We start from the raw sequence: 23,387 nt of genomic DNA on the forward strand, positions 1-23,387 counted from the left end.
TTACTTCAATCTGCCTTAAATTTCAACAATTTGGCCATTTACTTTTACCCGCCTACACTCGGGCAATAAACTCGGTTAAGTTTTCTCCTTTATCCAACTTTAATTTTTGTCGCAACCTATAACGAGAAGTATGAACGCTTTCTATAGAGATCCCCAAAAGAAGAGACATTTCCTTGCTGGAGAAGTTTAGTTTAATCAAGGCACATAGCTTATGGTCGCGTTGTGTTAACTCTGGGAACCTCTCGCTTAACGACTTGTAAAAACCCTGATTAACTGATGTAAAGCGAGTGTCAAACTCCTTCCAATCGTGCTTGCTGTTTGCGTTTATTTTTGCGATCAACTCTTTAAGGTCCTTATTTTTTGCCGAGCTCAATTTACTTTTAATCTCCATTAATAGCTCGTCCTTTTCAATTAGTTGCAATGCCGAGGAAGTTAATTCCTTGTTTTTCATCTCCAGAATTTCCTTGTTTTTTTCCTCTTTAGCTTTCTGGTCCGATTTCAGCATCTTCTCCGCCGTTTTATGGCGATATTTTAAATAGAAAAAAGTAATGAATGATACCATCACTAACGAAACAAGAACAATGGATAGAACGGTATTTCTTAAGAACAATAATCTTTTTTCATTTTCTAATTTAGTAAGCCTTGCCTTCTCCATAAGTTTTTGCTGCTCTTGTCGGAATTGATCCTTGATCTCAATAAAGCGCTGGTTATTAATACTTCTGGCACCAAACAGGCTATCATTGGCATTAAAAGAGTTCTTCAGATATGCATAGGCTATCCTGGGTTTGTTAATCGACAAATACAAATCTCCAAGTTTTTTATATACTTCAGGCACATAATTCTGATGCGATCTGTATTTTTTTGCCACATCTAAGGACTTTAAATAGTATTCGGAACACTTTTCGAAGTTATCCAACTTATTATAGAGGTCACCCATAAAAGAATATAAGATCACCAAGTAAGTTTCATTTTCAGACAAAAATGATTTTTCAACCTTCTGCAGCAAAGCCTCGGCCTCTTTAAACTTGTTTTGATAATACAATAAATATCCTTGTTCTGCATCTATAAAAAGAGTCTTGCTAGGGTATTCTTTTCTAATCTGATAACATGTATCTAAATATTGCTGAGCCTTATTTATTATTTGTTGCTCACGGTAGTTTATGGCAATTAAATAATAGGTACTCAAAATATCCGGTAATTTAATCTTACCTTCTTTAATCAGTTGTTTTTTAATATGTAAAGATTTATTGTAATTCATTAGCGCCTCCTGATGTCGGTAAAACAACCCATACAGGGTACCGAGTCCATCATAAGCTGAAGCCACCGACAATTCCGAACCGATACTTTCAGACAACCTTAAAACTTCCCAATACCCATCATACGATTTTGAATAATCCGCTTTAGTAGTATTAACAACCGAACTCTCTAACAAGCACTTAATAGCTAATAAAGTATCCCCTAACATAAGAAAATCATTCTTGGACTTCTCAAAATAAAAAAGCGCACTATCCATTTGCGAATATTTGATGGCCCTTGCTTTTAGCATATTGTTTTTTGCCTCATCGAAATTTTGCGAATATGAGACCACCAAAAAACTAAAAATAAATTGAATGATTAATATTGATTTCGTTCGTGTGTTTTTATTAATATCCATGCGTATAAATTTCTTCATTTTGCAACCTTGATGTTAGGCATAAAAATACAATGTTAGGTTTAATTATTTGCAATCATATGATAATTATATTTTTACACCCTCTAAAAATCACCAATATCCAGTTGTAGTCCATTGCTCTGTTTTGATTGTTTAGTTTTGGTTGAGTTTACAAAAGCAATAATCTAAAAGAAAATGGTCAGATTTGAAGATATAAAAAGCAATAAAGTATATTTATCGATACTATAAACTATTAGCTATAAAAATTACGTCTATGAATAAATTGAGAAATCTATTTTTGGCAACCATGGCATCTTTCCTGATGCTTAGTTGTGGCAACCAGAAATCTTGTGAGAAATGTTCTGAAGAAGCAGAAGTCTCGGATGAATTAATATACCGATATGGAATAACCGACAAAGAACACTTAAGTGCTGCCAGTAAGCGGGCGCTCAAATGGCCCACCTATGGCAACGAATGGTTTATACGATTTTCCGAACAGGAACTAAAGGGTGATCTTGCATACGAAGAAGGTGTCGTCCGTCGCGATCCAAGCGCATTAATTATGCATGACGAAAAATATTATGTATGGTACACCAAAAGCACTGGCCCAACGCAGGGTTTTGACGGAGATGTGGAAAAGGATAAAGTATTTCCATGGGACAGGTGCGATATTTGGTATGCTACTTCTACCGATGGAATAACCTGGAATGAAGAAGGCCTTGCTGTTCCTCGTGGTAAAAAAGGTGAATATGACGACCGTTCGGTATTTACCGTTGAAATTATGGAGTGGGATGGTATGTACTATCTGTGCTACCAAACCGTAAAGTCACCTTATACGCATAGGGTCAAAAATCAGGTTGGCCTGGCATGGGCAAGTTCACCTGATGGACCATGGACCAAAAGCAAAGAGCCTATATTAAGCCCTGCCGATAACGGAGAATGGCTGCCCGGAAAGAAAAACCGATTTGAGGTGATCAACAAAGGAGACTTTGATAGCCATAAGGTTCATGATCCATGCATTCTTCCATTCAAAGGCAAATTCTACCTGTATTACAAAGGTGAACGAATGGGAGAAGAAATGTATTTTGGAGGTAGAGAAATAAGACATGGTGTGGCTATTGCCGATAATCCGAAAGGCCCTTACATAAAATCACCTTACAACCCAATCAGCAATAGTGGCCACGAAATTTGCGTTTGGAAATATAATGACGGAATTGCTGCATTAATTACCACCGACGGACCAGAAAAAAATACCATCCAATGGTCGCCCGATGGAATTAACTTTGAAATCATGTCTTCTATCCCAAGCGCTCCTCATGCTATTGGTTTAAACCGTACTGTTGATAACGAAAAAGATCCTACAGAAGTAATGCGTTGGGGATTGACACATGAATATGTTACCGGCGACTATCAGTGCATTAAAAGATTTACATCAAGACGTAAGGAACGTCACGGCAATTTTGTAGATTTTGCACAATAATCGGATAGTAAAAAATTAAATAAACAGGCTCGAAAGTTAATTCTTCCGGGCCTGTTTAGCTTATGTCTAGCTGTATTTCGCTTTTCTGCTTAAAATTTGACAAAAAACCATCCTATTAACTACAAAAAATCCCTGTCCTAAAATAATGCTCTTACTACCTTCATAGCTGATTAATTAAGACCTGTGTAATATTAATTGAATGGCTGTAATAATAAAGATATGCACTTATATTTGCAATATAACCGACGGTCAACGTTCCGGTGCCCTAAACTGTTATCACCAAGCGGTGGGTTGCACAAATAAAAGTCCGCTGGCCTATGTTGAATCTCCATGTATTGATGCTTTGGCAACGGAAGCTGTTTTATCTACCAATGCTTATTGCAACTCACCGGAAATCTGGCCCTCACATGGCTCTAAGTACACCGGCCAAAATCCGTATCATTCAGCAATAAACTTTTTACATACTATGTTCATGGACAGGTCAAAATCTCTAAAAAACAATAAAAAGACAACTGGCATGGCCGAAACAAATTATCCCTTTGTGCACTAAAAAAAATATAAGTTTAAAAGAAAATGTTGAGGATGAGAATACTTTTATTATGCATGTTTCTAGCTAGTTCGATAGTGGCCATAGCACAGGATTCTGGATCTAAGGAAATTCCTGCAAAAGTTGAAAATGGCTACAAATGGAAAATGGTTAAAAATTGCTCCAATAATTTTAACTCTGATGGTAAATCGGATCAGTTCAATACCAATTGGAAAGATATGTACATGGGCAAATGGCGAGGGCCTGGCTTGTCTTATTTTAACGAAAGCCATTCTGAAATCATAGATGGCAAACTGGTTTTAAAAGCTACCAGAAAAACAGGGACAAAAAAAGTCAATTGCGGAATTGTCACCTCAAAACAAACCATTATTTACCCTGTATTTGTAGAAGCCAGAATAAAACCCTGCAACCAGGTATTATCTTCGAACATTTGGCTGTTAAGCATGGACAGCAAACGGGAAATTGACATCCTGGAAATTTATGCCGGCGACAGACCATCGGAAGTAAAAAATGCACAGCAGGCTTCACACAACTACCATGTGTTTATGCGCGACCAAACTGGCATTAAAGAGAACTTTGCCTTCCCACAGCACCATACCCTGCCAAATAACGAGCCTTATAGAAATGACTTCCATAACTTTGGAATGTATTGGAAGAGTCCCTCGGAGATTGATTTTTATATCGATGGAGAATTGGTCAATACACTCCGAAAAGAAAATATGACCGATCCCGATAATCAGTTTTTTGACAGACCTATGCATATTATCCTGGATGTTGAGGATCATGAATGGCGCTCGAATAAAGGAATTGTAGCCACTGATGAAGAGTTGGCTGATGATATGAAAAACAAAATGTATATAGATTGGATTAGAGTGTACAAACCAGTTAAAAAGCTATTTAAATAAGAGCTGAAAGAGCGTCCTATAAAAGCATAGTTCTTTCCGCGTGTCACTGAAGCTTTAGCTAAGGCACACGGTCAATGTATCAAACACCAGTAAATTAAAGGGCTGAAGCCCGACCGGTAAAAAATAGGATCACAATTTTAAAATAAACAGATATGCCACATTCATTATTAACAAGAATTTCAACGTTTTTGATTTTTGCTTTATTTTTTGCTGCATGTATTTCCCGGCAAAAAACCGACAAGTCAATGGAAGCACCCACTAAGGGCTTTCCTTTTATCTTACCCAAAGAAAAACCCAACCGACCATTAAGCAAGGCAATGGAACGCAACTATGATAGCTACATGGCTCCACGGCCTGAGGACAATGAGCTGTATTCTCAATTTAAATACACCGAACTTAAAGGATTCGATTACAACGGTCATGACGGTACTATCTCACGTCGCGATCCTTCAAAAGTAATTTTCGAAAACGGGAAATATTACGTTTGGTATACTTATCGTAACACCCCCACAAAACCTATGGGGGCTGAAAATTGCAACGATACCATTCCTTCTGCCGATTGGGATTTATCGGAAATTTGGTATGCCACCAGTAAGGACGGAATCACCTGGAAAGAACAAGGCGTAGCAATCCCCCGTCCTCCAAAACCGGCGGTTGGCTGGCGTTCGGTTACCACATGCGATATCCTTAAATTTAAAGGGAAATATTATATCTATTATCAAGGCTTTAAAGAAGCCAGCGGTTTACGTGGCGACGACTGTCCTGTTGCTGTTTCGTATGCGGACTCACCTGACGGCCCCTGGACGCCGTATAACAAAGTTGTGGTGGACAACGGTGCCGAGGGCGAATGGGATCAATATTCAATTCACGATCCACATCCTTTTGTTTACAACGACAAGATTTATCTATACTACAAATCAGACTTTGATGGCGACCCCCGTTTGGTTCGCATGACCGGACTGGCAACATCAGATAACCCACTTGGCCCATTCGAAAAGCATCCATTAAACCCGGTAATTAACTCTGGTCATGAAACGACCCTGTTTCCATTTAAAGAAGGAATGGCGGCCTTAGTGATCAAGGACGGGAATGAGCACTTTACGATTCAATATGCTCCTGATGGGGTAAACTTTGACATTGCGGCCATTACCATGCTGATGCCAACGGCAGCAGGTCCTTATACGCCTGATGCCTTTACCAATACCAAGGACGGACGGGGAATTACCTGGGGACTGTCACACTTGACTGCTGTAACAGGCTGGGCTACCAACCATGCTATCCTGTTACGTTTCGACTGCGACTTAAGCTTAGACGTGAATGATCCCGATATGAAACATCATAACTACTATTATAAACCCGAGCATTATTACAAACATGGTTTAAATATTAAACAAAAAAAACGGATTGCCGAGGAAAATAAACGGTTGATGAAATAAATAGATCCATACTAATATCCTACTTATTAAAACCACCCCGGAGGGTGGTTTTTTTTATTTTATCCATTATAAGAGAACAATATTCAACCAATATAAATACCTTCAATACTCTTCGGGAAATAATCTATCAGCATTTATTGTCTCCTTTATTAGTAACAAAGCACTCCATAAATAATGCATCAACAACTCTGAACTTTGGAGGTACTTTAATTTTTACAGCCTTAATAATTCTTGCCAGGCTCTCTTGCTGGTTTTATTCATTTATTTTAAGGTTAAACTTTAACATAAACCAAATAGAGACAATCTCATCATACCATGAAAGGCCATAAATTAGAAGAGTGAAATCTAGAATAATCCCGGATAAAAGCATAAAAAAAAGGATAGATGGAAACATCTATCCTTTACCCTTAAAATCAGCTTTGTTAACTAAATCTAAATCTATGAAAAAAAATCTACATTACAAATGTAGCGCATATCTACGTGAAGTGATACAAAAAAATATTAAACGTTGTTAAATTAGCAGATCATTCGAATTTTGATAACCTTCCGAATCAAGTTCAAAACAAGTAGTCCCGAAGAATTTCGGGAAGAGACTTTAGACTTATTTACAGCACGCCAAAACCATTCCTCTTACTTAAAATAATTTTAATCACAGAAGTACAGCAAGTACTAAAAGTGCCTTAAAAACGCTATTGCATGCACCTTTCAAACAACTTCTCCTATCGAGCCTTCTTCGGTTGATCTTAACTCAAAAGTAAATTGCGGATTTAACCCTTTTTCTTTCCTATGCGAAACGTAGATAATTGCCGTATGGCTTTCTTTGGCGATTTTATGGATCAGTTCAACCATCAGCGAAGCACTGTAATCATCCAACCCAGTGGAAGGTTCATCTAAAATAAGCAAGGGAGGATGTTTTATCATGGCCCGTGCAATCAACACCAGTCGCTGATCCACTTGAGACAACCTATAAAAACGCTCATCTTTTTTGGGCGACAAATTAAGCACTTTAATCCAGTTTTGCGCAATATGCCTTTGTTGGTCCGAAGGTTTTAAATATAAACCAACGCTATCGACCAAGCCCGATATAACCATTTGCTCAACGGAATGATTACTTTGAAAGAGCTCCGTCATGGAAGGTGTAAAATATCCCATCCTTTCCTTGATATCCCAGACACTCTCCCCGCTACCTTTTCTGTTTCCAAACAAAAACAGATCCTGTCCATAGGCTTTCGGAATATCCCCGTATATCATGGTGAGAAGTGTTGTCTTGCCCGAACCATTGGGTCCTTTTAAATGCCAGAACTCCCCTCTTTTGACTTTCCAGTTAATGTTTCGTACAATTACCCTGTTATCATAACTTACTTGCACATTACGAAACTCCACTAAAACCCCGGGCGTGTTTCCAAACGCCCTTAAAGGAGCGGGGATATCCGATTTTAAATTTGCCTTTTCCGAATGAAGGTGCAATTGCTCAAATTTATCTATCGGATAACTCTTCAACAAACGTTCCTTTTCAAGTACCAAAACATCGGTTACAAAAGGCATGATATCTTCGTGCCGTTTAAAAACCTGGACTATTGGAATAGATTCGGCCACATTGATTAACTGCTGTTTTAAATGAGTTACGGATTCTGCATCCAAACAGTCAAATGGATTATCCAGCACCAAAAAATCGGGTCCTTGCCTCATCTGATACCTCAGTAATGCCTTTCGTTGCTCGCCACTACTAAAAGTCCTAATACTCCTGCCCGATCCATCCGACAATAGAAATCTTTCGTGGCGCACTTCCTCCTCAATCATATGCTCCAGGGTAATAGTAGAAAACAATAACCCGGTTTTATTTTTTAGGTATTGAACCTCACCCTGCCCTTTCAACAAGTTTTGCATCCAACTACCTTTCATGTTTAAATACTCTATGGCATAATGTTTCAAAGCGCTTACAGTTTAATTTCGATCCAAATCTAATAAAAATCTATTTTTAATCTTATTCCAGGAATACGCTGAAAATGTACCACAAAATCATATTTTATGTTTTTTTGGCTATAATACCCCTAATGCATTTATTATATACGCTATATTTTTAATATTTTTGCAAACACAATACAACATTACGCCTATGGATTATTTAGAAGCAGCCGTTATATTAAAAAAGTTGATTACTAAAACCAACCTTCAGATGTTGGAAAATAACACGGCGGGATTGAAAGAGAAAAATAGGATTCTCATTCGTTCCAATTTTGGCAATGAAGTCGATTTGACAATGGATGCCTTCTCCAATGAGTTTGTATTTAAAACCTTGAAACAGTACGAATCGGAAGCCTTTGTAATTACCGACTTTGTTAGCATGGTACAAGAAGGAAAAGAACTCAACTATTTTCTTTACAAAGGATATAGTAAGTGGTTCGATAAAGGTTTGGTATTTTTTCAGTTGGTGAATAAGGAAACCCTTCAACCCATTGGCGGCATTGAGTTTAGTAATTTAGAGGATAATATTTTCTACACCGTTGAAGCGCCCGATTTTGAAGAAAGCTCGTGCAATGCTATTGAAACGGATGAAAACACCGCTAAGAATCCTTGTATTGCCTTTTTGATTGGAAATATGGACGAGAAACGATTACTGTTCGATATTCAACGATTGATTTTTGATACTGCCAATAACGTTCAAAAACATAAAAACCGCCAATTTAAATTTATCGTGCAAATAGACAAGTTCGGAGGGGAGCCCTCTGATAATTTCTTAAGCGAACTGAAGAAGATAGAAACTTCACTCGAAAATAAATTTGCACCGGAATACCCGAATTCGAATTTTATTTTTGCCCTGGGAGAAGAATAGCGATTTACTGATGGAACAAACCAGACCCACGAACTGTTATGCTTCCGGCTTAACAACTTCCCTAAAATAATAATCTCTATTTATTAAACAACAATTAGATTTACGAACATCCATAAGCGCTGTTTTTAGTTGCGATGTGCGAGGTTTTCAGCCACTTGGGAATGTGCTATAATTTTCGCATTTTTGCGCCATAAAAAAAACAAAAGCAATGGCAGATGTGATGAACCTGGAAGAGTTACATTTTCTGGGAATTAAGGTGGTGTACAAGGATATGGTGGATAAGGGATACGAAGTTCTAAACGTAAGAAAGGAACTGGACGTGAACCCGCAGATTCTGGCCAAGAAAGATGATAAGTTTCATATGGTAGTGGTAAAAACCTGCTACTATCCCGATATGGGCATTATTCTACCCGAGGTGATTGGACAAGTTCAGGAACTGGGCAAAAAGCACAATGCAACATGTTGGTATGCCAGTGTGGGCATAGCCAACGCCAACGGCCAAACGGATGATGAAATGGCCAGACCGGTTACCGGCGGCGAATTCTATATTAATTATAAAGGATTACTTCCTTTTCCCGAAAAGATTGAGCCTAGAAAAAAATGAATAAACAACTGAAAGATTTTATCGCCTTTGTTCATAAAAACAGGGTGGTTATTTATGTGCTGCTAGGAACCGTTTTTATGTTACAAATATGTAGCAGAGGGGCCCTTCCGCCCGAACGCACTTCAGCACCACAAGTACAGGAAATCACCCCCAGTGCCCAAGAACAAGGCATTCCGCAAGAAGCCCCACCGGAAGAACAACCCCGGCAACCACAAACCGATTTTACACATTTGCTGCTGATGGCCGCGGTCATTCTTGGCTTTTTCGTGGCCAAACGATACGGCTGGCTGGACAAGCTGTTTCCCCGGGTGGTTATTTTCAAGGTAGATCATTACAAACAAAAGAATACGGGCAACCTTATCTTAAAAGTGTTCCTTATCAACAAAACCAATACTTCCATTTCTTTTAACAATCCAACGCTCGCATTCTTTAAAGGAAAGAAAAAAAGGGAGTTTGTGATTAAAAATATCGGCGGACAGAATTATTTCCCCATAACATTGACTCCCGGAACAGGGCATAAATTCAATATCGATGCGCAAAAGTTCTATTCTAAAGTAGAAGGCCTTGAACAGTACAAAACGTTACGAATGGAAATTACGAATACCACAGGAACAAGCTACAAAAGCATGAAATGGCCTGTTTGGTTAACTTTTAGGAAAATGTAATATGGAAAACTTTTTAAAAACACAATGGAATAAATATAAAGCCCGAAAAACAAAAGCTGGCATTGTCATTGACTTTTTGTTTCTGTTTTTATTTATTGCCATGATAAATCCACCCACCCGTAAAACCATCAGTTCCTTTGTTATTCGGTATACTATGTCCTCTCCCAAAGAGTCATCGAACAAAACCCAACTAACGGATAAGGATTACGATTGGCGATATCGCGATTTACAAGGACAGACAAAGCATTTTGCAGATTTAAAAGGGAAAGTTGTATTTCTTAACCTGTGGGCTACCTGGTGCCCTCCATGCGTTGCTGAACTTGGCTCAATTGATGCGCTGTACAAAGAATACAAAGACAAAGTTGAATTTGTTTTGGTAAGCAATGAAGACGGTTCTAAAATAAAATCTTTTCTTGAAAAAAAGGGCTATACGATTTCATCGAACACTTACATGGACGAAATCCCTAAATTGTTATATTCCAACAGCATTCCGGCCACCTATGTTATCTCGAAAAATGGCGAATTGGTGGTGCGGAAAAAGGGAGCGGCAAAATGGGACAGCGACAAATCAAAAGCATTGTTGGATAAATTAATAACTGAAAAGTGAAGATAGGGAATTTAGAGCTGAGGAAAGATCCGCTTTTGTTGGCACCCATGGAAGATGTGACCGATCCTTCATTTAGGTTGTTATGCAAAAAGTACGGTGCCGACTTAATGTATACCGAATTTGTTTCGGCGGATGCATTGGTCCGAAGCATCGAGAAAACGCAACGCAAGCTTAAGATATTCGACCAAGAACGTCCCGTTGGCATCCAACTGTATGGGAAGAATATTGAAGCCATGGTGGAAGCCGCAAAAATTGCCGAGGAAGCAGGACCGGAACTGATAGACATCAACTATGGCTGTCCCGTCAAAAAAATAGCAACCAAGGGCGCAGGATCGGGCATGCTTAGGGATATCCCTAAGATGATTGAGATGACTTCGATGATTGTGGATGCGGTTAAGTTACCCGTTACCGTTAAAACCCGTTTGGGATGGGACGAAGATTCGAAGATAATTGTTGATGTTGCGGAAAAACTTCAGGACACAGGTATCAAAGCTTTGACCATTCACGGCAGAACCCGCGCTCAAATGTACAATGGCGAGGCTGACTGGACCTTGATCGGTGAAGTAAAGAACAATCCGAGGATGCATATTCCGATCATCGGAAATGGCGACTTAACCAGTCCGCAAAAGGCAAAACAATACCTGGACAGGTATGGCGTTGATGCTTTGATGATTGGCCGCCCTTCCATAGGACGACCATGGATTTTTAAGGAAGTTCGCCATTATTTGGATACGGGTGAACTATTGCCAGCGCCCAAGATTCCCGAACATGTTGAAATGATCCGGGAACACCTAAACAACAGCATCGAGTGGTTGGGTGAAAGAAGGGGAATACTGCATATGCGCCGTCATCTGGCTATTACCTTTAAAGGTTTACACGATTTCAGGGATTTGAAAATAAAAATGCTAAGAGCCAACACGGCAGAAGAAGTTCATAACTGTTTGGACGAGATCAAAGATAAATATGCAGATTGCGTATCTTTAGTGGATGCTAGATAGTCTGCAGTTCTTGGATCCCTGCTACGCGTTTTCCAAAATTTTAAACTTTGCAAAAGGTGGAAGTTTACAAAATTATTAAACCAAGGAATGCGCTTAAGGATAACATACGCGGGAAAAACCCGCGCATGCCCAACCTTAAAACCAAGATACCTGAAAAGGTTCAACCGCAGATTCGCATCGTTAATATTAAAACCATAAATACTAATGTTATCGAACACGACACTTTACAACTGAACTACCTGTCTAAAATAATTTTCAAGGGACAGCGAGTTGCTTCACGCCAAAGCAATATTGACCCATTCACTAAGGCATGAACATTATCACTACATATTTTAAAACACCAATAGGTGAACTTATTATCGGTTCATTTGGGGGTGAGCTATGCCTCTGCGATTGGCGTTACAGAAAAATGCGAAACCAAATTGATCAGCGCATTCAAAAGGGATTAGACGCCAGATATGAAGAAGGTGGTTCTGAAATAAATCAAGAAACCATTCAACAACTGACAGCATATTTTCAAGCGGAAAGAAGCCAATTCGACATTCCTTTAAAGTTGGTAGGCACTGATTTCCAACAGAAGGTATGGCAACAACTTATTCGCATCCCGTTTGGCGAAACATCGAGCTACCTTGAACTTTCAAGAGACTTGGGTAATGAAAAAGCCATACGAGCTGTTGCTTCGGCCAACGGAGCCAATGCCATTTCAATCATTGTGCCCTGCCACAGGATAATTGGTTCTGATGGTAAATTGGTTGGATATGCCGGAGGCCTGGATGCAAAAAAGAAACTGCTTCGATTGGAAAACCCTGAAAATTATGCGCAACAACTCAGTTTGTTTTGATTTTTTAAATGTCAGAAATGTGGTGCTAAAATTGGTTCTAATATCCTGCGAAACATCATTTATGCCGGGCTGCAAGTTCTGGAAACTAATTTATCATCTTAGTTGAGGATCTTAAGAATAGAAATCGAGAAAATCAGTTTACCTCATCGAAATAATTAGCCACAATTACCTTTACAGGATAAAGCGTGGCTAAAAAACCAATAGAAGTAACGGTAATAATAGATACAAAAACATCGGAAAGAATAAGTTTTACCGGATAAGCATCCACCACAAAATTACCCCCACCCGCAAACTTTATAATACCCAGATATTGCTGGGCCAAAACCAGGACTGCACCCAACCCAACTCCAGCTATCACGCCAATCAGCGAAATCAGCCATCCTTCCAGCAAAAATACACGTGTCACCATTTTTTTATCGGCACCGATACTTTTCAAAGTTTTAATCCCTTCCTTTTTATCAAAGATAAGCATCGACATGGTACCTATTAGATTGAAAGTGGCTATAATAAGGATAAAACAAAGTATCAGATACGACATCAGTTTCTCTACGCCCATCAGTTTATAAAAACTGGCATGCTGCTGCTGCCTGTTTTTTACCGTAAAGCCCTTTCCCAAAATATTTTGGATTTTACCCTGAACATGATCTACCGAAGTCCCTTTTTTTACTGCGACCGCCAAATAGCTCACTTCAGAATCTTTAAACTGGAAAAGCTGTCTGGCCAGCGCAATATCAATAATCAGGTACTGGGAATCATATTCCTTTTGCTTCACCATAAAAATGCCCTTGGGATGCACATATTGCCAATTAAACGCATCATCGGGCCGCATTAAGTTAATTTTTTTGTTTCGTTGGGGAACATATATCACCAGGGGTGTCAAAAAGGTGGGTCGTATGGCCAGCTGGTGTGCCAGCTCATACCCAATAGCGCCACCATACCCGTGTTTATCTCTCATATTGAACTTTCCATCCACTATGATGGAATCCAGTTGACTCACTTGAGTGAAAGTGGAATCTACACCCAATACGACGCCTGTTACCCTTCGCTCATTATATTTAAGCAGGGCATTATCCGCTACAACCGGAGATATTTGTAACACTTCCTCCAATCTTTTAATCTGCTTTATATCAATGGAATCCATCGAATAAAACTTCCCTTCAACGCTCTCTATTTTAAAATCGGGATCAAACGAACCGTAGAAACTACCAATTAACCCATGTAAACCATTAAAAACCGACAACACGGCCAATAGTGCCAGTGAACCCACTCCTACTCCAACAATAGAAATAGTGGAAATAACATTAATGATTCCTTTCGACTTTTTTCCGAAAAGAAACTTTAACGCTATTTGAAAGATTAGTTTCACAGGCAAAGTGTCCCCATTATTTAAATGCTTTTACAATCAGGCCGGTACCTCGTTTATGATTCCCCCTAACATCCAGCATATTTAAGATAAACGAAATAGGGAATGTAACCAGGTAATAAAATGGTAATAGAATAAAAAACACCTTGGAAGCATTTAGCATTACGATAGGATATTTCATGGACAGTTTCCATGAGATCTTCCCGGGCCAGCCATAGGAGTAGCGTGCATCAACATCTTTAAACCCGGCCTTTTTAAGTTTCTGTACAATTTCTTGCAGGTTATATCCATCGCGCACATGCTCATCGATAAATCCTGTAACACCATCTGTGTGCTCCGCTTCGTGGTGATGCGCATCAGAACCTCCCTGGTCGCTGGGTGTTGAAATAAGCATCATGCCGCCCGGGTTCATCGCATGGTATATATTTTTGAACACGCCTTCGTCATCTTCGATATGCTCCATCACATCAACCGAAACCACAAGGTCATATAGTCCTTCAACTTCCAGCTTTGTGAGGTCGGCATATGCAAACTTAACCCTATCCTGACGATTTATCTTTGTAAAAAACGCGTTGCAATCCTCTATCTGCTCTTTTTTCACGTCTACACCGGTAATATCCCAACCTTTATTTTTCGAGGATAGGTAATATACATACTGCCCAAAACCAGAACCTGCATCCAACACTTTTATATCGCTGGCCACCTTTTTCGACCACGTTTTTATTTCCTTACGGATATGCCACGAACGCAATAAAAGCAGGTCCAACAGTTTGTAAAACAGAATCCGCATGGAAGGCGACTGGTTAAAAACCTTGCCCAGGCTCTTTTTAATAGGATCGTACTGCATGGTTATTATTCGTTTAACAAGCGGTCTATATTATCAATGTAATCCAACGAATCGTCTACAAAAAACTGCAGGTTTGGCACCAACCTCAATTGTTTGCCAACCCTCATTCCTAAATATCGACGGATTCCCGAAGTACCCTTATCGATCTCGCTATAAACATCATCCTTTTTATCGGCAGGGAAAATGCTGATATATGCTTTGGCCAATCCTAAATCAGGCGACACTCTTACTTTTGAAACCGAAACCATCGCCCCCAACGTCAACGGCTTAGCTTCGCGCAAAAATATTTCGCTTAGCTCGCGCTGTAACAACCTCGATATCTTCTTTTGTCTGGTAGTTTCCATTATAATATAGTTTAACGCACGAAAATAAACTTTTTATAGTTATTTTCCGTTATGATTTTTAAAATAGTAAGGGTGGCATTACGGTACCGGGTCATGACCGTGTCCGCCCCATGGATTACATCTCATTATTCTTTTAATGGCCAAATACGTTCCTTTTATCGGACCGTATTTTTTTAATGCCTGTATGCTATATGTTGAACAAGTTGGCGTATACCGGCACGAAGCACCCAACAAAGGAGAAATCGTAAGTTGGTATATTTTAATGGGTATAATTAAAATAAAAACAACTGCTGCCTTTATATATTCCAATAACTTACTCAACAACTTCATGGCCATCCTTTTACTGGCTTAAACATTCCCTTAATTTCTTCAACGATTTTTCCATCCCCTTCCGAATGTTGGCGAACGGTAACTGCTCGCCGGATATATAAATCATCGCAAAAGCAATGTGTTGATCCGATTTTACCAAATATTCCATCAACTCTCCCCTTTTCAGCCGGTACGCTTCACGGCATCTCCGTTTCAACAAGTTGCGGTGCACAGCTCTTTTAAACCTCTTTTTTGATACGCTAAACATGACCTGTGCAGGCACATCCTCAGGCAAATCAATGCTTAGATATATTACCCTAAACGGAAAGCAAACAAAAGAAGTACCCTTCGCAAACAGCTCTTCGATAACTGAGTGGCTGCATAACCTATCTTTTTTAGGATAATTAAACGATTGTTGCGGCATTTTATACCATTTACACTTTATTTTTGGGCGAAAAAAAGGGCATTTTTCAATGCCCTTCATTTATCACATATCTTAGATTTCGACTATTTCTGAGCTTTATTGTGCTTTTTGATAAACTGGTCCAAAGCCATTGTCATAGACGGTGCCTGCGGCATTGGTGCCTGTATGTCCAGCCGATAACCTGCTTCTTTTACCGCTTTTGCAGTTGCCGGTCCAAAGGACGCAATTTTGGTCTCCTTTTGGTCCCATCCCGGAAAGTTTTGTAACAAACTTGCAATTCCCGAAGGGCTAAAAAACACCAAAATATCGTAATTGATATCTTTCAAATCACTCAAGTCGCTACTGACAGTTCTGTAAAGTATCGCTTTTGAGTACTTAATTTTATTTTTTTCCAATAAATCAGGGATCTCCTGCTTATGTATATCCGAAAGTGGCACCAAATATGTTTCGTCCTTATGCTTCTTGATCACCTCAATCAAATCCGGAAACTTTCCGGTAGAATAAAAAATCTTTCTTTTACGATACACTATATATTTCTGCAAATAGTAAGCCGTGGCTTCCGAAATACAGAAATATTTCATGGAGTCAGGCACAGTGATTCTCATCTCTTCGGCAACCCTAAAATAATTGTCGATGGCAGTTCTACTGGTAAAAATAACCGCAGTATGGTCAAGTAAACTAACTTTCTGGGCGCGGAATTCTTTCGTGGGCACACTCTCTACCTGAATAAAAGGACGAAAATCAATTTTTACATTGTTTTTATCTGCCAATTCAAAGTAGGGAGACTTTTCTGTTTGAGGTTTTGGCTGGGAAACCAGTATTCTTTTAATTTTCAAAACGCTGTTTATTTTAATTTCACTGTTGCTAATGCCTAATTATTTAGTATATTATACATAATAACCAACGGCAAAATTTCTAGGGCACAAAGATACAAAAACATGTAAAATAATGAAGCCACATTTTTTAAAATAATTGTTAAACCTCTAAATAATTGTATCAGATAGAGTAAAACAAAGACTCCGATGCCCAAGTTAAGCAGCATTGGCACCATACTTTCATCTATGTATGGAATGACCAGAATTACGGGTAAGATCACCAAACCAAATATCTTATCGTGCAACCTGGCATAAAAGATATACTCGCCCGTTTTTTGCTTACACTCAAACACATAAGCCACAAAACGATACAACAAACCTTTTATAAGACCGAACCCCAATACAACCGCCATAGCGATCGGTATAATTAACAATCCGTTGCTATTTAAAACATTAATTTGGTTGTAACTGACATATTCATAAATAAAAAGGGCTGCATTAAAAAGAAACAAGGCATTTAACGCAAAAGCCGCTTTCTGATTCCGAAGACTTTCGGTTTTTAGCATTTTTCGGGCAAATTGACCAAATACCACCGACGAAAACAACTCGCGCATGAATTTAAAATTGGTTAAGCGAATAACACCTGTTATGGCCACCGATAATATTAACAGTCCCGTTAAAACATCTTTTGCATAATCACTCTCCTTAAAAAACTTATGATCAATGTTTTCAGCTACCGTTTCGGCCATCTGACTTGCCGGCTGATTAATCAATACCGACGAAGAATCGGTAGTTAACTTTTTTGAGTTAATCGTACTTAAACTAACCGATGTGTCTCTTTGAATTACTGCCGGCCTGCTTACCTGAGCCCTATCCGTGCCAACAGTTTTTATTTCGTCCGGGCTAACCTGATAATCGGCAATACCTTGAGTAGTCTCTCCTGCTATCCATTGCTTATCGCTTCGGGGAATGGGTTCCAGAAAATCGCGAACAACCGTGTTGGTTAACACACCCTCACCTTCGGTTATTCTGGTTTTCAAATTAAATTCGATGGAATCCTTTGCCGAGGGTATAAAAACAACCTCTTTAGGTTTTATATTTTGTTTAGGTTTTTGAAATCGCTTTGGAACTTCGGGAATCTCGGCAACCCCCTTTGGGGCATCAACTTTAACCTGGTTTACGGATGGTAGCTCTATCGAGATCGATTCCCGATTTACTTTTACCGTATCCTGTTTCAATGCGGATATGTTGACCCTTGTGTTCTTCATTCAAAATTTTTGTCCAAAAATAATAATTTGTTTGATTTTAGCTGCCTCTATACGCCAGCAATCTTAATAGGATCATCCACCCAGTACTTATTGTCTTCTATAGCCTTGAGGATATCTTTGGGATCATCAATGATGGACCAAAGCTCACCATGCTCCACACGCATAAAGTTTTCGTCTATCATTTTGTTGAGCATTTGGATCAGGGGATCAAAGAAACCGTTCGTATTTATCAGTATGACCGGTTTGGTAAATAGCCCCAGCTTTTTGTTGGATAACACTTCAAAGAGTTCCTCTAATGTTCCGGTGCTGCCCGGAAGTGTTATTACGGCCTCAACATCCTTAACCATAAGCTCTTTTCGCTGTGCCATGGTATCCACATGTACCATATCCTTGACGCCTTTATGTTCCCACTCTACCTCAACCATAAAACGAGGGATAACACCCGTAACCTCGCCACCGCAGGCTAGCATACTATTTGCGACCGCGCCCATTAATCCAATAGCTCCCCCACCGTATTTCATGCCAAAGCCTTCTTTCACCAAAATCTTTCCCAGCTCAACAGCCGCATCTATATATACCTTATCTATTTTTGAACTGGACGCACAAAAAACACAAACTTTTTTACTCATTACATAACAATTTACGACTTTTTATTTTTTCAATTATACCTCACGCTCTTTTTATTATGAAATAACATAGCATTTCATATTTTGATTGAATACCTTAATTTTATTATAGAAATCAACAGCGAGTAATTAAGCTACTCCTTATACGACAAAACACCTCTCGGACAATAACATCATCCTCAAATAATTTTACACTGAAATATCCTTACTTCTATTAAAGATCACTACTCTCCTCCAGCCGGAGGGCTGATTATTTTTAGCTCGACCCAAAAACCCTGTCTGCTGACAGGCAGGGAAGCAAAAAGGATAAGGCTGCCCTAAAAACAGCCTGTGCCACTTTACACAGCCTAAGTACAGCCGGATGATCTTCGAACAAGTTCGAAGCTTCCCGGTATTACTAGGGCTCTGCTTCGAGTTTTATGATAATTTTCAGGAGGCCGATTCGCACAGACGGCAAACCCCACCTCAACGAAAACATTGGTTAATATAGTTTTTTTTCGTTCTTGTATTTGGGAGCCTACTGCAATACAGCAGAACAGGCAGTGCGGAACTTACATTATGCTTGGCATTTGTCAATACTAAAATATTCCCGTCGAAATTAAATTTAAGTTGACTCCTCCCAATGACAATTGACCAATAAACTGCATTTAAATACTATCGCCCACGCACCATGCTGCCGCACCAAATAAAACAAAGTCCTTCAACACCGTTTGTCCCACTTTTGACAGCTCAGGAAAACCGTATCCTGTTTCCCAGACTACCTGTGTGGTAAACAAAAAGGAAATACTGAACATAAACATGATGGCCGCCAACATGCCGCCCCAAAACGACAGATGACGGGACACAGGTTTGAGCATGATAAACACACCTACCAGTATTTGAAAGTATGCCATTATGTGGTTTAATGCATAAGGCGTGATATACTTTAAAACCACCGACAAATATCCTCCTGATATCAATTGATGTGTATATTCTGCCTCGGTGTTTTTGAACTTTAAAAATCCCAACCAGATAATAACCAGGCCCAAACCATAACGTAATATAAATTTGCCAACGGTCTTTAAAAGATTACTGATAAAATTCTTCATAAACAAATATTTAATCTTGATATCGAATACCGATAAAATTCTAAACCGTCACACTACTTCGCTTCAGTAGTTCCGAGACTTTGGAAGACTATCGGCCTATTAATTATAGCATATATCCAAAAAATCATATTATATCCCTTCCGAACGGTGTTAATGCTACGGATGCCAACTTAAAATGTTGCTTCCCGAAAGGAATTCCTATTATTGTAATGCAAAGAACCAGTCCCCAAAACAAATGAGAAAGTGCGATCCATATTCCTCCCACCAATATCCATATCACATTCATCAGGGTGTACAAACATCCGGAAGCCCTATGGGCAGGAACAGCTTTATGTCCGAAAGGCCAAAAAGCAAGGCTGGCCAATTTAATGGTCTGCAACCCAAATGGGATACCCACTATGGTTATCATTAAAATTACACTGGCAATCAGATACTCAAGCGCAATCATAAATCCTCCGAAAATCAGCCATATTAAATTCCCTAACAATTTCATGTGCTTTTTTATTTCGAAGATAAGGATAAATGCGTCTAATTTAACAAACAGGAAGAGGAGATTTAAACTTATGCCAATTTTCCTGTACTTTACCCCTAACCCCTAAAGGGGAAATCCCCGTGCTCATATTTGTTTCTGATATTTTTGGATGTTCGCAGATTCTTGATACTAAATACACATGCTGGCGCTAGCTCCTGCCCTAACTCGTCAGCGCAGATTTGCAATCTGTGCAATAACCACCATACAAACCAGTTAGCGCGGATATTCATCCGTGCAATAACCACCATATAAATCTAATCAAGCCATAAATTGTTGCCCTGTAGTCAACAGCTAAGGATTTGAAATCCGAACTTGAAAACATATGTTAGAACCAGAATACAATTCCTACCAAAGACAACAAAGAGCCACAACCTTTTAAAGTTGCAGCTCTTTATTATTTGGTGTATTTCAACATTCTCAATATTATCGCAACTATTGTCAACATCGTTGTAAGTCTGTCCAACTCACCCCGTCCATTGCCGAAGAATGTTGCAACACATGCAGCACGTTTTGCAACGTGTGCGAGGTGCTTTGTAATGTTCGCTGAACGCTTTGCAAGACCTGCGTTAGGCTTTGCAAGGCTTACTTAATGCTTTGTAGCATTCCAACTAAAACGTAGGAGATTGATTTTTAAAAGCGGCTTTTCTTGCTTTTGGATTTTAATATGTCCGTATTCTATTTTGAGATAATGACAGATAGGAAAGAGCATGCTCACGGGAGAATTCATAGTAATCAGGGTTAAAATTTTCATCATATCAAAATATTAGGTTAAACAACAATTCCAAACGAACGATACACCTATTCTTTATCAAAGGTTATCATTTGTTTATTTACTAACTATGGTAGAAATTGAGATAGGAAGTTTATTTAAGGTGGCAGGCACAGGTCAACATTAAATACACCATCAAAAACCCCTAATTCACAGCACCATATTCAACTTAGGTTGCATATTGAAATTGTTTTGCAAATATTTTGATTCCCGGTCATTGCAAAATGATATAATAAAGTAATAAACTTATTTTCACAATGTCAATATCAAAATATCACTTTTGGGCTAAAACCAGAATTTAAATTCATTTTACAAAACATAAATCCCATTGCCTACAAGGAATCATAACACATTTTGAGGTTTCACAAAATTTAAAACCGTTTGTAGTTTTATATTAATTCTAAGCACAAGCGTGGTTCAAAATCATTTTCCGATCGCTGCTATGCACAGATTCTTTGCCTTGCCATAAAAAAAACTTCACCCGAAATCGGTCATTTGGCTTTTGAGAAATTCCTTCATGCTTGCAGGTATTAGCGGTTCCAATTGCTAACGGGAGAGAAGATCTTACTTGGCTGTGCTTAAGTCATATTTAGATTTTGTTCATCAGATTGACATTTAGATGAAGTCTAATAACAATTTTATGTTCAACTTACCCTCCGCTTCAGGAATGACATGACACTTGTTTGCCGATAAGGGGTTTAAATCTAACGATCTATTGTTATATTCAAACCCTGAAATTTTCATATAATACCAATTTGCTTCCAAAATATCGACTTCGCTTCTCTTGTTTTGCGACGCTGGAAGTCGATAGGCATTATACCATATGGCATTATTTAATTAACTGGATATAAAATTACATGTTCACTGCATTCACAAACAACAGAAAAGCAATTTATTATATATTAATTGTCAATTTTATTTTTAGGTTTATCGTTGCCGCCTTCACAAATTTTGGCATTGACGAAGTATATTACGTTTCGTACGGATTATATCCCGATTGGAGCTTCTTCGATCATCCACCGATGATCAGCCTTCTAATGCGATTAACCACTATGGACATGAGGTTAATGGATGAAGTTTTTATACGATTGGGTTCATTGATGATTGGTTCTGCCAATATTTTTCTGTTGTACAAGATGGGGTGTATTCTAAAAGACAGACAAACGGGTATTATTGCCGCCCTGCTGGCTTCTGCGTCTATTTATGCATCTATAATTGTGGGCACATTTATTTTACCCGACACGCCTCAAAGCTTATTTTGGGTAGGTGCGTTGTATCTTTTTGTTCGGTATATCCAAACGGAACATGACAAATACATTTACCTATATGGTGTGACAGTTGGATTTGCCATGCTCAGCAAATATCACGGCGTGTTTTTATGGGGTGGAGCAGGGCTATATTTTCTGGTTTACAATTACAGGAAGCTATTTAGCCGGGCTTTTGTTCTCTCATTGCTTATCTCACTGGTCATTTTTACGCCGGTTATCCTTTGGAACTACTTCAACGATTTATCAAGCTTCAATTTCCATAGCGAGAGGGTGGGCAGTGGTTCTTTCTGGCCCAACTTCAAAAATTTCTTCCCCGAATTCTTCGGACAGATTTTTTACAACAATCCCTTTAACGTGGTTTTGATCGTGGTCAGTCTCGTTTATTTTTTCAAAAACAGAGAATGGGCCATTTCTAAGCCCATTGCCTTTTTAATCCTTACCGGTGTTCCGTTATCGGCGTTGGTTTTAGGAATGTCGATGTATAGCGGAACACTTCCTCACTGGAGCGGTCCCGGTTATAACGGCCTGTTGGTAGTAGCTGCCATTTATTATACCTCGCACTTGATGAAGAAGTCGCACAAAGCTGCGGTAAGATATATTGTGGGTGGAAATACTTTTATATTATTTATTATTACCATTGCCCTTTTTCAGATACATTTAGGAATCATCCCATTAAGCAAAGATGATAATGCAACAAAACTAGGAAAAAACGATCCTACTATCGACCTGTATGCCTGGGATAGTGTAGGTAAACAACTTAACGCCCACCTGAATTCAGCTGTAGATTCGGGACTTGTTCAAAAGGACTATGTTCTGTTAACCCATAAATGGTTCCCTGCAGGCCATCTGGACTATTACTTTGCCCTACCCAACAACAAACAACTTTTTGTATTGGGAGACATCAAGAGTCAGCATATTTATAAAAGAACCAATACAATAAGAGGTGGGGTAAGTTTGGGCGGAGACGCATGTTACATTACCACTTCGTTATATTATCGGGAACCCAAACCGGAATTGGCACCTTACTTTGAAAACGCAATTGAAACACCTGATATTATTCCCATAAAAAGAGGAAAAAAAGTGGTGATGAATGTTTTTATATGGTACTTTAACAATTTACAGAATGAGCTACCCATGTAATGAACCGGCGGAAACCACATACTAAAA

General features: G+C 38.9%; 24 protein-coding genes. 12 read left to right on the forward strand and 12 right to left on the reverse strand.

From position 1 onward, the window contains the following. Positions 1-52 precede the first annotated feature (52 nt). Positions 53-1,672 carry a tetratricopeptide repeat protein gene (locus ACT29I_RS08630; protein ID WP_444793216.1) on the reverse strand — a complete coding sequence of 540 codons (1,620 nt, stop codon included), beginning with the start codon at positions 1,670-1,672 and terminating at the stop codon, positions 53-55. A gap of 253 nt (positions 1,673-1,925) precedes the next feature. Between ACT29I_RS08630 and ACT29I_RS08635 the strand changes: the two genes are divergently transcribed. The 4 genes from ACT29I_RS08635 to ACT29I_RS08650 all read left to right on the forward strand — a co-directional run bounded on the left by ACT29I_RS08635 (position 1,926) and on the right by ACT29I_RS08650 (position 6,019). After that, complete coding sequence (locus ACT29I_RS08635) at positions 1,926-3,131, forward strand: glycoside hydrolase family 117 protein (RefSeq protein ID WP_430934961.1); 1,206 nt, start codon at positions 1,926-1,928, stop codon at positions 3,129-3,131. 199 nt (positions 3,132-3,330) lie between these two features. Beyond that, complete coding sequence (locus ACT29I_RS08640; RefSeq protein ID WP_444793217.1) at positions 3,331-3,681, forward strand: hypothetical protein; 351 nt, start codon at positions 3,331-3,333, stop codon at positions 3,679-3,681. A gap of 32 nt (positions 3,682-3,713) precedes the next feature. Continuing rightward, entirely contained in the window at positions 3,714-4,583 is an 870-nt protein-coding gene (locus ACT29I_RS08645; protein ID WP_430934963.1) for a family 16 glycosylhydrolase, read from the forward strand. A 152-nt stretch (positions 4,584-4,735) separates the two neighbouring features. After that, a complete protein-coding gene (locus tag ACT29I_RS08650; RefSeq protein ID WP_430934964.1) occupies positions 4,736-6,019 on the forward strand; it encodes a glycoside hydrolase family 117 protein in 1,284 nt (427 codons plus the stop codon). Positions 6,020-6,724: 705 nt separating this feature from the next. Here the strand turns inward: ACT29I_RS08650 and ACT29I_RS08655 are convergent. After that, positions 6,725-7,951, reverse strand: a complete 1,227-nt coding sequence (locus ACT29I_RS08655; RefSeq protein ID WP_444793218.1) for an ATP-binding cassette domain-containing protein — start codon at positions 7,949-7,951, stop codon at positions 6,725-6,727. A 184-nt stretch (positions 7,952-8,135) separates the two neighbouring features. Between ACT29I_RS08655 and ACT29I_RS08660 the strand changes: the two genes are divergently transcribed. The 7 genes from ACT29I_RS08660 to ACT29I_RS08690 all read left to right on the forward strand — a co-directional run bounded on the left by ACT29I_RS08660 (position 8,136) and on the right by ACT29I_RS08690 (position 12,567). After that, positions 8,136-8,852, forward strand: coding sequence for a hypothetical protein (locus tag ACT29I_RS08660; RefSeq protein ID WP_430933503.1), 717 nt, complete (start codon positions 8,136-8,138; stop codon positions 8,850-8,852). Between the two features lie 208 nt (positions 8,853-9,060). Then, positions 9,061-9,456 (forward strand): hypothetical protein, encoded by a 396-nt coding sequence (locus ACT29I_RS08665; RefSeq protein ID WP_430933504.1) that lies wholly within the window; start codon positions 9,061-9,063, stop codon positions 9,454-9,456. Continuing rightward, on the forward strand, positions 9,453-10,121 hold the full coding sequence (locus ACT29I_RS08670) for a hypothetical protein (RefSeq protein WP_430933505.1): 669 nt from the start codon (positions 9,453-9,455) through the stop codon (positions 10,119-10,121). Before ACT29I_RS08665 ends, ACT29I_RS08670 begins: the two co-directional genes overlap by 4 nt. Before the next feature lies 1 nt (position 10,122). After that, entirely contained in the window at positions 10,123-10,728 is a 606-nt protein-coding gene (locus ACT29I_RS08675) for a TlpA family protein disulfide reductase (protein WP_430933506.1), read from the forward strand. Then, entirely contained in the window at positions 10,725-11,726 is a 1,002-nt protein-coding gene (dusB, locus tag ACT29I_RS08680; RefSeq protein WP_430933507.1) for a tRNA dihydrouridine synthase DusB, read from the forward strand. The genes ACT29I_RS08675 and dusB overlap by 4 nt, the downstream gene beginning before the upstream one ends. A gap of 56 nt (positions 11,727-11,782) precedes the next feature. Continuing rightward, complete coding sequence (locus ACT29I_RS08685) at positions 11,783-12,040, forward strand: hypothetical protein (protein WP_430933508.1); 258 nt, start codon at positions 11,783-11,785, stop codon at positions 12,038-12,040. Beyond that, complete coding sequence (locus ACT29I_RS08690) at positions 12,037-12,567, forward strand: methylated-DNA--[protein]-cysteine S-methyltransferase (RefSeq protein ID WP_444793219.1); 531 nt, start codon at positions 12,037-12,039, stop codon at positions 12,565-12,567. The genes ACT29I_RS08685 and ACT29I_RS08690 overlap by 4 nt, the downstream gene beginning before the upstream one ends. 133 nt (positions 12,568-12,700) lie before the next feature. Here the strand turns inward: ACT29I_RS08690 and ACT29I_RS08695 are convergent, their stop codons facing one another. The 10 genes from ACT29I_RS08695 to ACT29I_RS08740 form a co-directional block, all read right to left on the reverse strand. Further along, positions 12,701-13,933 carry an ABC transporter permease gene (locus ACT29I_RS08695; RefSeq protein ID WP_444793308.1) on the reverse strand — a complete coding sequence of 411 codons (1,233 nt, stop codon included), beginning with the start codon at positions 13,931-13,933 and terminating at the stop codon, positions 12,701-12,703. Positions 13,934-13,949: 16 nt separating this feature from the next. Then, the gene (locus tag ACT29I_RS08700; RefSeq protein WP_430933511.1) at positions 13,950-14,777 is read right to left on the reverse strand and encodes a class I SAM-dependent methyltransferase; all 828 of its coding nucleotides are present in this window, start codon (positions 14,775-14,777) and stop codon (positions 13,950-13,952) included. A 5-nt stretch (positions 14,778-14,782) separates the two neighbouring features. Continuing rightward, the gene (rbfA, locus tag ACT29I_RS08705; RefSeq protein ID WP_444793220.1) at positions 14,783-15,121 is read right to left on the reverse strand and encodes a 30S ribosome-binding factor RbfA; all 339 of its coding nucleotides are present in this window, start codon (positions 15,119-15,121) and stop codon (positions 14,783-14,785) included. A gap of 78 nt (positions 15,122-15,199) precedes the next feature. Further along, positions 15,200-15,451, reverse strand: a complete 252-nt coding sequence (gene yidD, locus ACT29I_RS08710; RefSeq protein ID WP_430933513.1) for a membrane protein insertion efficiency factor YidD — start codon at positions 15,449-15,451, stop codon at positions 15,200-15,202. 10 nt (positions 15,452-15,461) lie between these two features. After that, the gene (rnpA, locus tag ACT29I_RS08715) at positions 15,462-15,854 is read right to left on the reverse strand and encodes a ribonuclease P protein component (RefSeq protein ID WP_430933514.1); all 393 of its coding nucleotides are present in this window, start codon (positions 15,852-15,854) and stop codon (positions 15,462-15,464) included. A gap of 83 nt (positions 15,855-15,937) precedes the next feature. Continuing rightward, entirely contained in the window at positions 15,938-16,690 is a 753-nt protein-coding gene (locus ACT29I_RS08720) for a uroporphyrinogen-III synthase (RefSeq protein WP_430933516.1), read from the reverse strand. A 35-nt stretch (positions 16,691-16,725) separates the two neighbouring features. After that, positions 16,726-17,937 carry a DUF4271 domain-containing protein gene (locus ACT29I_RS08725; RefSeq protein ID WP_430933517.1) on the reverse strand — a complete coding sequence of 404 codons (1,212 nt, stop codon included), beginning with the start codon at positions 17,935-17,937 and terminating at the stop codon, positions 16,726-16,728. Positions 17,938-17,984: 47 nt separating this feature from the next. Then, positions 17,985-18,566: an LOG family protein gene (locus ACT29I_RS08730; RefSeq protein WP_430933518.1), complete on the reverse strand. Its 582-nt coding sequence runs from the start codon at positions 18,564-18,566 to the stop codon at positions 17,985-17,987. A 644-nt stretch (positions 18,567-19,210) separates the two neighbouring features. Then, a complete protein-coding gene (locus ACT29I_RS08735; RefSeq protein ID WP_430933519.1) occupies positions 19,211-19,651 on the reverse strand; it encodes a DUF417 family protein in 441 nt (146 codons plus the stop codon). A gap of 124 nt (positions 19,652-19,775) precedes the next feature. Beyond that, positions 19,776-20,144 (reverse strand): YccF domain-containing protein, encoded by a 369-nt coding sequence (locus tag ACT29I_RS08740; RefSeq protein ID WP_430933520.1) that lies wholly within the window; start codon positions 20,142-20,144, stop codon positions 19,776-19,778. A gap of 1,665 nt (positions 20,145-21,809) precedes the next feature. Here ACT29I_RS08740 and ACT29I_RS08745 point away from each other — a divergent pair. Then, a complete protein-coding gene (locus ACT29I_RS08745) occupies positions 21,810-23,360 on the forward strand; it encodes an ArnT family glycosyltransferase (protein WP_444793221.1) in 1,551 nt (516 codons plus the stop codon). The last annotated feature ends 27 nt before the right edge of the window (positions 23,361-23,387 follow it).

It is taken from the genome of Saccharicrinis sp. GN24d3 (assembly GCF_052400645.1).
Taxonomy (GTDB): Bacteria; Bacteroidota; Bacteroidia; order Bacteroidales; family Marinilabiliaceae; genus Saccharicrinis.